Source organism: Microcoleus sp. PH2017_35_SFW_U_B, from assembly GCF_020737865.1.
Lineage (GTDB): Bacteria > Cyanobacteriota > Cyanobacteriia > Cyanobacteriales > Microcoleaceae > Microcoleus.
In genome coordinates, this window is sequence record NZ_JAEQDE010000082.1 from 21511 (window position 1) to 34107 (window position 12597).

Genomic DNA, 12597 nt, shown 5'->3' on the forward strand with positions numbered 1-12597 from the left:
TGCGTGCGGGTAGGGAGTAGAGTTCTGCTAAGTTTATTATACTCGCTCGATTCTAAGTTTATTAGACATCTCCAAAAAACCTTATCAAGAACAGGCAGGATGCCTGTTACACATTAATTATTGGAGATGTCTATTATACTCGCTCGATTCCATGACCGTCTATGAGGCAGGGGTTTAAACCCCTGCCGGACTGCGGTAAAGCGCGTATTTGCTGGCACTAAATTATCATCAATTCGTAGTTTTCTCCCCCGCCTTCTGCACGGGAACAGCAACCGCTTGCGGTTTCTTCTTCGCCCCAAACATCCCGAAGAAGTCGTGCAGCAAAATATAAAAACACGGAATAATAAACAGCGTCAGCAGCGTCGCCAGCGACAAACCAGAAAATACGACAACTCCCAAAGGTTGCAGAAACTCCGAACCTTCTCCAATCCCCAAAGCGAGGGGGAATAAACCCAAAACTGTGGTAATAGTTGTCATCAAAATCGGACGCAAACGTTGAGGTGCCGCCCTGACAATTGCTGTCGCGCGATCGACCTTTTCGTCTTCCCGAATTTGGTTGGCTAATTCTACCATAATAATGCCGTTATTCACGATAATTCCTACGAGCAAAATTGCCCCGATCATCACCGTCGCCCCGATCGCAGTTTTGGTCACGTACAGCCCGAAAACACCCCCAGCCAACGCCAGCGGCACTGTCAGCAAAATCACCAGCGGATCGACTAGAGAATTGTACTGTACCGCCATCGCGACAAACACTAAAAAAGTCGCCAATCCGCCCAAAAGTTTCAGAGAAGTTTGCAATTGCTGGTTGGTTTCCGCAGCCGAACTCGGCACAATTGTAACTCCTGGCGGCAGCTTTATTTCTGATAAAACTGCATCGACTTGTTTGACAGCATCGCCCAAACTTGCACCGCGATTTAAGTTTCCCACAACTAAGAAAACTTGCCGCTGGTTGAGACGCTGAATTTCTCCCGGCGCTTGGCCGATCGCAATTTTTGCCACATCGCTCAAACGGACGATGCTATTATTGCCAGATAACGGAATTTGTCCGAGTTGGGCGATCGATTTGACAGAAGTGCGATCGAACTGCACGCGCACGTCTACCAAACGGTTTCCCCGCTGCACTTGAGTCGGAACAGAACCTTCAATTGCTGTTTGAACCGTCTCCCCAATGTCTCGGGCGCTGAGTCCGTACAAAGAAGCTCTTTCCCAGTCAGGACGGATTTGCACTTCCGACTGCGGCGCGTCTCCATCCGGCCGAAACCGCGCTAATTTTACCTTTTCATCCAATTCTTTTAATATCTTACGGCCTGCTTCTTGCAATGATTTTTCGGTTGGGCCCTGAAGTATGACATCAATTTCGCCGCCCCTGACTGGGGAATTCGTTAACACTAAACCCCTGATTCCCTCTGGGACTAAGCGCAGGCGAGTGCCTTTTGGAACGTCTATTTTCCTTAATTCCTCAGTCATTCTTTCCGTAAAGGCGATCGTATTTGTGCCTTTTTTCAGCGTAATCGTGCTGCTTCCCCGGAGCAAATTCTCGATCGTATTGTTGCCGAACAGCAGCCCTCCGGCTGTGGTTAAAGTATACTCGGTTTCTGGCTGTGCGAGCAGCAGTTTATCGGCGGCTGCAACTACTTTTTGATTGGTTTCCAAGTTAGTACCGGGAGGAAACAAAGCAAATAATCGGGCTTGGCTGGTATTGATTCTTGGCAATATTTCCTGGGGAATTTGACTTGCCATCACCCAAGTTCCGCAGCCTAAAATTATAAAAGCCAGTGGAATGATAATTAAGCGCAAACCCAGCACTTTTGACAGCACCGTACCGTAGGCACGGGTGCCGTTTTCAAAGCCGCGGTTGAAATGTTTTATCGGCCCGAATTGACTGACGCCGCTAGAATAAGACATTCCCATCAAGCGAGAAGTCAGCATCGGTACTACAGTTACAGCTACTAGCAAAGATGCTGCTACTGCAAAGCAAATTGTCAAAATTAATTCGCTAAATAGCAGGGAAAAGAAGCCGCCAATCAGCAAAAATGGCAGCACCGATACTAAGTTCGCCGCCGTGGAAGCAACCATTGCTGATTCTACTTCTTGACTTCGCATTACCGACTCTTCTATTGTGAGTTCTTTGCGATTTTGGATTTTGCCTTTTTTGAGGTCGGGGTTGCTGTTTAAACCGACTACAATATTTTCTAAAATAACTACGCTGGTGTCAATTGCCTGACCGATTCCCAAGGCTAAACCGCCCAAACTAAACAAGTTCAGCGACAAGCCGAACAGCCGCATTAAAATAATCGCAGCTAAAGTACACAGGGGAATAGTCAGAGAGATAATCAGCGTTTGTCTGAGGGAACCTAAAAAGAACAAAACGGCGATCGCAGCCAAGACGGCCCCGGAAATTCCCGCATTCGCTACATCGGCTAAGGAATTGCGGATAAAGCGGGATTCGTCTAAGGTAGTAACTACTTTCATATCTGCCGAAATCAAGCCCGCTTTCTGCATTTCTTTGAGGCGATTTTTTACGCCGTCTACAACAGTAATTGTGTTGGCGTCCGGCTGTTTCAAAATGCTGATTTTAACGGCGGGTTTTTGATTGAGAAAAACTTTGACTCGCTGTTCTTCTGTGCCGTCGTTGACTTTGGCAAAATCGCGCAGGTAAACTCGTTTTGGCGGGTTGGAACCGGATATTTGAAAGGAAAGGTTGTTGATTTCGGCGGCTGTTTTAAATCGACCGATTGTGCGAGTCAGCGGTTCGTTGGATTCTTGGCGCAGTCGGCCGCCGGAAGTGTCTAAATTGCGATCGCGCAAAGCACTAAAAACATCGTTAAGATTAACTCCTAAACTTTGCAGCCGGTTCAGGTCAATATTAACTTGAATTTCTTCTTGAACGCCGCCGGAAACGTCAACGGAAGCTACTCCGGGAATTACATTAATTTCCCTGGCTAATTCGTCATCGGCGAATACTCGCAAATCTACGCCTTGGCGCGAGTCTGAAGTCAGCGCAAATTCGTAAACCGGCTGTTGGGAAGGGTCAAATTTAAATAGAGTGGGGGATGCAACGGTATCGGGAAGTCGGTTGCGAATGCGGTTGACGGAGGCTGTGGCGTCGTTGAGGGCTTGGTTGATATCTCCGCCGGGTTTGAAGAATAAATCGACGCTGACTTGTCCTTCGCGGGTGCGGGAAAACACTTGCGTGACTCCTTCTGTGGCGGAAAGTCCTTGTTCGAGGGGGCGGGTAATTTCGTCAACTGCGACTTCTGGGGAGACTCCCGGTGCGTCTAGGCGCACGCTGATGCGGGGATAGGTGATGGAGGGTAGCAAGTCAACGGGCAGTTGGGTGATGTAGAAAATGCCCACTACGACGATCGCCAATGTCAGCATTATAGTGCCGATGTGGCGGCGGATTGAGATGCTGCTAATGCTGAATCCGGGTTTGTCGGCTGTCATGCGATTTTAGATTAGAGATTTTAGATTAGACTATTGGGGATTATTCGATTTTAGATTGAAAAGTTTAGGGTCTCACTCGGCCTGCGAAGGCATGAATCGGGGGATTGCGACCAACTTCTTTTCGATCGCATTTTATTGTTGATTGGGAGCGATCGACTATTTACACTCCACTTTTTGCAATTATAATAAAATTCAATAAAATGTAAATAAAGTTTTTTTGAATATTCCTTTAGAGGTAGTCGCCCTCAACCGAAATTGACATAAGTTGCGATCGGCTGTTGAATTTCTGTAAGTTATCGCAAATAGGAACAGGCAAGATGCCTGTTCCACAAGAATGTTTATTGATTGTGGAACAAGCATCTTGCATTATCACAAATAGGGGAGCATCTCAGTTTTGCAAGAAGCATTTTTTATCGTAGTGCTGTCCCCGCACAGCAAAGCTTGTACAAGCTTTGCTGTGCGGGGACAGCACTGTAAATGCAAAACTGAGATGCTCCCACAAATAGCAACAGGCAAGATGCCTGTTCCCTCTTCCTTCTTCCTTAATTTACTGTACTTGACTGCCGTGGGCGCGCGGGTCTGAACTGCTTGTTTTTACAGGGCCTGTGGCGGGAGTAAAATCAGAAACTTGACCGGAAGATTGCGAGTGCGGTATTGGTTTTCCTGCAATTAAAGCCTCTAAATTATCTTCCATAATACTGCGCGGTGTTTCGCCGATCGTTTCAGCAACGCTGCTGCCTTTATTATTCAAATAGACAAAGTGTGGAATGCCATCTACTCGATATTTGGTGATTTCTGGCAGCCATTTGTCATTGTCTACATTTAGCATGACAAAATTCATTGGTTCGGCATATTTCTGTTTGATGGCGCTTAAGTCCTTAGCCATTGCTTGACAGCTACCGCACCAATCAGCGTAAAATTCCATGAGTGTTGGCTTGCCGTTTGTTAAGGCTGTTGCTATCGGTGCGGAGGCTTTTGCCATTTCGGTGAGACTGCTTGATGGCGTTTGAGTTCGCACTCCTAAGAAGAGGGATACTGAAAGGGCGATCGCTGCTAATACGATCAATAAGTTTCTGACGCGCGCGGCGGCATTTATTTCGGAATCTGCGGGTGCAGGAGTTGAGTTGGGCGAATTAAGACTCATAAAATAAATTGGGATCTTATTTCTATGTTTTTATTTTTAATAAACACTTTAAATTATACCACATTTTGAGATAATCAGACCAATCTCATCAAAAAATTGGCTGAGGCCAGTAATTAGAGCAAGTGCGCTAAAACAATAAGATAAGAAAGATTGTGTTTGTAAATTACCGAGGTAACAGTGAAAAAACGGGTAACGCTGACGTTTCCACAACGATCGATCCAAATGCCTGTCACCTATCGACTGGCCAAGGATTTTAATGTTGCAGCCAACATTATCCGCGCTCAGGTGGCTCCGAATCAAGTGGGCAAACTGGTGCTAGAGTTATCAGGGGACATTGACCAACTAGAAGCGGCGATCGACTGGATGCGATCGCAAAATATCGGCGTTTCCCTAGCCAGCAGGGAAATACTCATCGACGAAGATACCTGCGTTCACTGCGGCTTGTGCACGGGGGTTTGCCCGACAGAAGCCTTGACCCTTGACCCAGAAAGCTTTAAACTAACGTTTGCTCGATCGCGCTGTATCGTCTGCGAGCAGTGCATCCCTACTTGTCCGGTGCAAGCTATTTCTACTAACCTCTAAGCCCGCACACAAATTTATCGGGTCAGCCGATTTTAGATTTTAGATTGAATAATTTTAGATTTACTCGTAGCGCCGTGAATCTGGAAGTTTAAGCATGAGTCTAAAATTTTGGAATCGACCATTATGAGTGCCGGCAAGCAAATAACCGTTTTTGGGCGGGGTCATCTTTATGTTGCTTGGTTCCCCTAATTTGTATATCGAATGAAACTAAATTCTTGGTTTTCCTTAACTCTACTTTTTGTTACTTATTTCATTTTTGGCTGGAAATTATCTGAATTTGATATTCCCCCGCACCTGACTTGGTTTTTCGCCGTGGCTGCTGTTTTAGTGTTAGCTATCGCGTTGTCATTCCCGCTGAAGGAGATAAAAAGATGGCTCATGCGCTGGTTTTCGAGTGATAGTGGGGCTTTTATTTCGATTATTGTAGGAGCTTTTTTGGCAGTTATAGTTGTTACCTGGATGCACCTTTTTGTGACGGTTTTAGTCTTGACTTCAGCCGGAGCTTTGGCAAGACTAGATATTCAAATGTTTGGGCACCAAAGATGGCGGACTTTTGCGATATTAGCTACTATTTCTTTAACTGGTTTGGGGGTGGGCGGAGCGATCGAGTTTTTGTCAAGAACAGGCAGGCTAGTATTACCTTAATGAGGAACGGGCAATTCACCCAACCAAATTCTACAACTCGCAACGGATATTTAGCGCAAAACTATGCGATCGCTCATCAATAAATACATATCGTTTTTTTCAATACCCACCGCCCCCGACTAAGGTCTTCGGGCCTTAATTCTAGCAGTTTTCAAATTTCATGAGGTAGAGCTTCCCAATTACCAATTACCAATTCCCAATTCCCCATTACCAATTAATGAACCTGGAGTGCAACTGAAAACCACTATGGCAATATCAATCTGTAGCGACTGTTGTTCAAAATCTTATTCCCAAGATCCGTAACTCCGGCAGCCAAAAACTAAATCCCAATAAAAAAGCAGCTTTAGGGAGCTGCTCGTCAGAATGCATGAGGTATTGTTTTTAGAATAGGACAGGTTGAATTCGATCGATCTTGGGTTACATTTTTTGATACGAGAGCATTGATGAGTCAATGGACGATCGCAAAATCGTCACACAGGAGGATAACATCAATGCTAATTTTTCCGACAATGAGGTTAGCGTTTAACTGTCCTTGCGCCCTACAGCCCTTCAGCGGTGGGGCCATTTTATTTTTAGAGAGAACTCAATAGCCGACTTTAACGCATCAGACGAGTCTGCCATTAGTTTTTGCACAAAAGCTCCATCGCTTAATCCTCACACTTAATAAAACTTACGCGCCACATTTATTCAAACCCGGTTGATTCCCAAATATTCGGTGGTAAAACCGACACACTCACCCAGAAATCAGTATTTTTACGGAATTCACAAGTCATCAAAAATCGGCTATTTTCCCAGAAACCCGCTTTATGACTGTCTCAATTGATATCAGACTCTGTTTTAGATCCGATCGAGCAACCGAGCCAGAGGGTTAGGACGTTTTTAATTGTCGAAACCGTTGCTTTCTTCTTCCGACTTCCCTCTTCCTTCTTCCTTCTTCCTTCTTCCTTCCTCTAGAACTTTTTTGATTTCCTCGATCGCCCGACGCGCAACTTCTTCAGGCCTTTCGCCTCCGGAAATGCCAACTCGGACATCTGCTTGAGCGTAGAAACGCTCTCGTTCGCTCAAAAGGCTTTCCAACTTAGATTTGAGGTCTCCCTCCCGCAGTAGGGGCCGAGTGCTGTCCGATCGCAGTCGATCGCACAATTGGTTTATCGGCACATCCAGCCAAACCACTATACCGTAATGCAAGTAACCCCAATTTGTCGATCGGGCAACAATACCGCCGCCCGTAGCCACGATCGAATTTTGATAAGCAGCCAATTCGCCGAGCACTTTCGTTTCTAATTCCCGAAAAGCCTCTTCGCCTTCGCGATCGAAAATCTCAGCAATTGACTGATTAGCAACTCGCACAATTAGTTCATCCGTATCAAAAAAACGGTATTTTAATTCCCTTGCCAAAATCCGCCCCACCGTGGTTTTGCCCACACCCATCATCCCGACGAGATAGATATTAACTCCCCTCAACAAATCCACCGCCAAATCCTCCAATATTTTGCTATTTTTTCAGGTTAATCGGGCCGTCGCTGGGACGTGAGTCGTCCTCATCAAAGACATCATCCTCATCCAATCCCCAATCATCCTCTGTGTCTGCACTAGGATTTTGGGGTACTTGGGCGCCACCCCCTGGAGGTATGGGATCTTGCGGGGGAACCAGCACTCGATACTCTGCATCGTAGACAGACTCTGTTTGTCCCACCCCCGACTTGCTGGGATCTCGATAGCCATAGGAGTATACTGAGCCAGCCCAAGACTTGCTTTTTGGTTCCTGCTTCGATTCGTAAGCCCTCGGATTTGCTGCTGGAACGTCATTTACCTGCGGTCGATCGGCAAAATCGCGATCGTCCCCCCAATCATCATCGCTGCCGCCAGAGACCGATTTTGAGCCATCTGAAACCCAATCATCTTCATCATCTGCGGCTTGAATAATTGTCGGTTGATTGTAATTCTTGGCAACAGCAGGGTTTGGAGTTTCTGGTTGGAAAGTCTGCGGAGTGTAGCCTGCCGGTGTCCCGTACTCAGTTCGATCGGAAGTTTGGCTATTTTCTGTCTCAAAATCGGGGTCAATCTCCTGTTTTCTGGGAGGAGGAGGAGGCGCGTAAGCTGTTCTCCTGTCTGCTGAGACAGCCTCACGGCTGCGAATGTTGCGCCCGCTGGGAGTTCGTGTTTGAGATAGGTAATTTGAAAAGGAAAGCAAAGCAGAAATCAATAAAGACGTGACAACTCCCGTCCCCATGCTGAGCAAAATCCAGATAGATAAGGGTAAAGCGGGCGATCGAATTCCCAAAAATACCAGCGATAATGCCGGCTCCACATTTTGTAAGGCAAAAATAGTTAGCCCTACCACAATCACGAGCAATAATACAGGACGCATATCAAATTTTAATTGGTAATGGGTAATTGGTAATGGGTAATTGGTAATGGGTAATTGGTAATGGGTAATTGGTAATTGGTAATGGGTAATTGGTAATTGGTAATGGGTAATTGGTAATGGGTAATTGGTAATGGGTAATTGGTAATTGGTAATGGGTAATTGGTAATTGGTAATTGGTAATTGGTAATTGGTAATTGACTGCCAACTGCCAACTGCCAACTGCCAACTATCAACTATCAACTGCCAACTGCCAACTGCCAACTGCCAACTGCCAACTATCAACTATCAACTGCCAACTGCCAACTGCCAACTGCCAACTGACTACTCTTCTTCCTTCCAGCGTTTGAGAGGAACGCAATCAACCCCCAACTGATCTAAAGCCCGAGCCACAACAAAGTCTACCAAATCTTCAATAGTTTGCGGATTGTGATACCAAGCAGGAATCGCTGGCACTATTCTAGCTCCAGCTTCCGCCAACGTAGTTAAATTCCGCAGGTGAATCAAACTAAAAGGGGTTTCTCTAGGTACAAGTACCAATTTTCGCCCTTCCTTGAGCTGAACGTCGGCCGCTCTTTCGAGTAAATCCGAGCTCAAGCCAGCCGCCAACTTGCCTAGTGTACTCATGCTACAGGGAATAATCATCATCCCTTCGGTGCGAAACGATCCGCTAGCAATATTAGCACCAACATCTTGCCAGGGATGACACCGGAGTTTGCCAGAATTGGGTACTCCTGCTTGTTCTCGCCAGAATTCTTCTTGCAAAGTCGGTTCTGCGGGCATTCGGATGTTCTGTTCGCTTTGCCAAACTATGTAGGTAGATTTTGATGCTACCAGTTCGACGGCGCGATCGGCTTCCAACAGATATTTTAAAGTCCGCACGGCGTAAATCAGTCCCGATGCTCCAGTCACTCCTACAATCAGCGGGTAGTTATTTGTCATTTGTTATTTGTTAGTTGTTATTTGTTAGTTGTTATTTGTTAGTTATTAGTTGACTGTGGGAGCATCTCACCTTTTGCAAAAAAGCAATTTCTTCACAGTGCGAGCTTAAGAGCTCGCGAGTTGGATAGATCGCGAGCGGGGACAGCACTATAAAATCAAAACTGAGATGCTCCCGTTGACTGTTGACTGTTGTTAATTATTTTTGGATGATTTATGACTATAGTTTGCTCCCAATTTATCAATACTTAGTTGCTAGACAATGACAACTAAGTATTGAGGAAAATCAACTGTCAACTGTCAACTGTCAACTGTCAACTGTCAACTGTCACCTGACTATTCCTCATCATCAAAAGCTTGGCTGCCACCACCAACTGCAACTAAGTCAATTTGTTGGCGGTAGTAGTCAACGCTTTTGACTTGAACTTCTACCCGATCGCCCAAACGGTACTGATTGCGGTTTTTGCGACCAACTAGAGTTTGCTGGCGCGATCGATATTCATACCAATCATCCTTCAGCGAAGAAACGTGCACCAACCCTTCAACTCGCAAAAGTTCACTTTCCGGCGGCCGCACCTCAATTTCCACAAAGAAACCGTAAGACTGCACCCCTGTAATCAAACCCTGGAAAGTTTGACCGGTGCGCTCTTTCATCAATCCAGTTTTCTTCAATCCCTGCAAATCGCTTTCGGCATCCTCAGCAACCCTTTCGCGTTCCGTCAGGTGTACCACCGCCGCTGCAAACTCTGTCTCAAACTCGTGGTGCAAGTCTGGCGGCAGGACATTCCAAGTAATTTGACCGTGACAGGAGGAATGGTGCAGGTTGACTTTTTCTTTCGCACGAGTTGTGCGGCTGCTGCGGCCTTGCTCTAACACAGCGTGCAACACCCGCAGCACCAGCAAATCGGCGTAGCGGGAAAGCGGCGAAGTGCAGCGCGTGTAGCCATCTGACAGGGCCAAACCGAAGTGCGGCTTGGGAGTTGTGCTGTAAACAGCGGGCTTCATCGTGTCTTCGAGCAGGTAGGTGAGAACTCTTTCGGACTTGAGGCCGGCAAACTGTTGGGTAAATCGCTGGAAGTCAAAGGGCAGAACTTCTTCCTCGTTTTCGAGATACAGTTCGCCTCCGAGGTTGTTGGAGAGTTTGATGAACTCTTGAATGTCTGCCGGATCTGGCATCGGTTGGACGCGGTAGATTGCTGGGACTCCCAAGGCTTGCAGGTGAGTGGCGACAGCTTCGTTGGCAAGTACGACCAACTCCGAGACAGCCGACTGGGCGGCGGGAGCCGTTGCAAAAGCTCCTAATTCGCCTTCGTCGTCGAAGTGAGAGTTAGCATCTGGCAAATTTAGTTCAAAAGCTCCCCGCTTGAGCCTCGCCTGTCTGGCAGCCTTTGAGGCTGCGGAGATTTGAGCGAGGAAAGGACGGAGGGCGGAGGATAAAGCGGGATCTTCGGCATCGGAGCCTGGTTCGATAATTGCTTGAGCTTGCTCGTAGGTTAGCTGGTAGTCAATGTGAATGACGCTGGTTTGAATTTCGTATTCTAGGAGTTCTCCTGATTCGTCTAGGGTGAGCATGATGCTGAATGCCAGCCGTTCGGTGTCTAGCAGCAGGGAGCAGCGCTCGTTGAGGAGTTCTGGCACTACGGCGATGATTTTTTCTCCCAAATGGGCTGCTGTGCCTCGTTTGCGGGCTTCGCGATCTAGGGGAGTTTCGGGCTGTACGTACTCGGCGGCGTCGGTGACGTGGATTCCAACTTGCCAGCCGCCGGACTTCAGACTTTCGATCGACAATGCGTGTTCTATTGGCGGATCTGAGAGGAATGAGGTGGGGTCAAACTCGTTTTCGGTTGCGTCGTCTGAGAAACTTTCCTGCTGAGTTTTCGGGGCATCATTTTCGCCGTTGGTTTCTATCGGTTCATTTCTGCTGAAGGTAACAGTCAAGATGTTCCGCAAATCTAGCCGTTTTTTGATGTCGGTTTTTTTGACTTTGCTGGGCAAATTTTCGGCTGCTTTGATGACGGCTGCGGGGAAGGAGCGCGGCAAGTCGTGCTTGCAGCATACGATGTCGAGGTCGTCGGCGGCTTCGGCGTCGGAACCGAGTACCTGTACTACTTTCCCGACTGGGCGGTGGGTTCCCAGGGGATAGCGTTTGACTTCGACGTGTACTAAATGGTCGATCGCCTCTTGGAGATTTGTACCGTTGGCGAGCAAGTCTAGTTCAAACAACAGGCGATCGTCCAGGGGAATTGCTCTGTAGCTGACGCGGCCGGTGGGGGTGGCGGTTTGCTTGACTCGCGCCAGTACCGAGGGGTTAGCGCGTTCGAGGATCAGCATAACTTCGCCTTCGGGCGATCGGCGGCGGCTACCTTCTTTGATAATTTTCACTAAAACTCGATCGCCATTCCAAGCAGTCGAGAGGTGACTTTCCCGCACATAAACGTCTTCTGAACCTTCAGCATCTTGAATTGCAAAGCAAAATCCTTTGCTCGAACAGCGCAGTTTTGCTTCTACCACGTCATCTTCAGCTACTCGACGATAGCGGCCTTTGTCTTTGACTAATATGCCAATTTTCTCTAGAGCTTCTAATGCGATTTGAAGTTTGAGTTGACTGGTTTCATCATTGCAGTCGAGTTTTTTTTCTAGTGCTTTGGGAGCCACTAATTTGTCTTCTGTAAAATTTGCCAGCAGTGCAGCGATAGAAAATTCCATGTAGCGATCGATCCTCTTGTTTCCAGCAATTAGTCTAATTTTGGCGAAATCAGCCGCACCCTCTTTTGCCCTCGCTGTGCCTGCTTCCCAACAAATGCGCGGGTTAGTAGGTGGAGATACCAGCACAGTCGGTGCTACCCGTGCGCGGGGATTTTTTCAGATTATTTCCCCACACCAGCAGTCGCTAATTGTCTGCTGTCTGTCAGCAAATGACAGATGATGGTGCAGACAAATACCCCATACCCTATTCCCCAATACAATTTTTTAGCGTTGGTTCCTTTGCTTTTGGCTTGCAGCGCCGAGCTCTTCGCGAAGTAGAAAGCCCCTGTCGGTTCTTAAAAGATGACTCGATGCTGAAAGCGACGGGTTGAGTCCTGGATCGGGAGATGGAGAGATGCAGAGGGAGAAAATTTGCATTTGGGCCTCCTGCCTTTTTCCTTCTGCCTTTTTCCTGCTTTCTTCTGCTTTTTGAAGTGCCTCTTGCCTTGTGCTAAAGCCAAAGATTTTACCGTCTCAAGGCAAAATTGCTAGTAGCTCGCCGCTGCGATACCCCTGTTTTTGCAAGCGTTCTGCCCTTGCGGACGGAGGTGCAATTCAGGGTAGGGAGCAATCTGTGCTGTAGAAAGTGCAAGGTACACAAAACCGGAGACTTTTACTACTTTTGCCTAGTTGCTGTGTCATCTCCTATAGGTAGAAATGACGCCCGGTGCTTGTTAGCTTAAACCGCCGGATGTGGGATAGGGTTTAGTCGCGTGAAAGGTTG

9 protein-coding genes are annotated in these 12597 nt (G+C 47.3%); 3 read left to right on the plus strand and 6 right to left on the minus strand.

Annotation, left to right across the window (positions count from 1 at the left end; translation table 11 throughout):
- Nucleotides 1-228: 228 nt before the first annotated feature.
- Both JGK36_RS22550 and JGK36_RS22555 read right to left on the minus strand, forming a co-directional pair.
- Nucleotides 229-3450, minus strand: a complete 3222-nt coding sequence (locus tag JGK36_RS22550) for an efflux RND transporter permease subunit (protein WP_293198135.1) — start codon at nt 3448-3450, stop codon at nt 229-231.
- 547 nt (nt 3451-3997) lie between these two features.
- Nucleotides 3998-4594 carry a thioredoxin family protein gene (locus JGK36_RS22555; protein WP_293186349.1) on the minus strand — a complete coding sequence of 199 codons (597 nt, stop codon included), beginning with the start codon at nt 4592-4594 and terminating at the stop codon, nt 3998-4000.
- Between the two features lie 177 nt (nt 4595-4771).
- Here JGK36_RS22555 and JGK36_RS22560 point away from each other — a divergent pair, with 177 nt between their 5' ends.
- Nucleotides 4772-5176 carry an NIL domain-containing protein gene (locus JGK36_RS22560; RefSeq protein ID WP_293149705.1) on the plus strand — a complete coding sequence of 135 codons (405 nt, stop codon included), beginning with the start codon at nt 4772-4774 and terminating at the stop codon, nt 5174-5176.
- Between the two features lie 201 nt (nt 5177-5377).
- The gene (locus JGK36_RS22565) at nt 5378-5821 is read left to right on the plus strand and encodes a hypothetical protein (RefSeq protein WP_293186347.1); all 444 of its coding nucleotides are present in this window, start codon (nt 5378-5380) and stop codon (nt 5819-5821) included.
- Nucleotides 5822-6700: 879 nt separating this feature from the next.
- On the opposite strand, the gene JGK36_RS22570 is transcribed toward JGK36_RS22565, so the two are convergent.
- The 4 genes from JGK36_RS22570 to JGK36_RS22585 all read right to left on the minus strand — a co-directional run bounded on the left by JGK36_RS22570 (nt 6701) and on the right by JGK36_RS22585 (nt 11834).
- Nucleotides 6701-7294 (minus strand): shikimate kinase, encoded by a 594-nt coding sequence (locus JGK36_RS22570; RefSeq protein ID WP_293186345.1) that lies wholly within the window; start codon nt 7292-7294, stop codon nt 6701-6703.
- A gap of 22 nt (nt 7295-7316) precedes the next feature.
- Nucleotides 7317-8474, minus strand: a complete 1158-nt coding sequence (locus tag JGK36_RS22575) for a LapA family protein (protein ID WP_293201112.1) — start codon at nt 8472-8474, stop codon at nt 7317-7319.
- Nucleotides 8475-8513: 39 nt separating this feature from the next.
- Nucleotides 8514-9131, minus strand: a complete 618-nt coding sequence (locus tag JGK36_RS22580; protein ID WP_293190357.1) for a flavin prenyltransferase UbiX — start codon at nt 9129-9131, stop codon at nt 8514-8516.
- Nucleotides 9132-9464: 333 nt separating this feature from the next.
- Nucleotides 9465-11834: a ribonuclease R family protein gene (locus JGK36_RS22585; protein ID WP_293186356.1), complete on the minus strand. Its 2370-nt coding sequence runs from the start codon at nt 11832-11834 to the stop codon at nt 9465-9467.
- A 188-nt stretch (nt 11835-12022) separates the two neighbouring features.
- Between JGK36_RS22585 and JGK36_RS22590 the strand changes: the two genes are divergently transcribed.
- Nucleotides 12023-12205: a hypothetical protein gene (locus JGK36_RS22590; RefSeq protein WP_293190355.1), complete on the plus strand. Its 183-nt coding sequence runs from the start codon at nt 12023-12025 to the stop codon at nt 12203-12205.
- Nucleotides 12206-12597 lie beyond the last annotated feature (392 nt).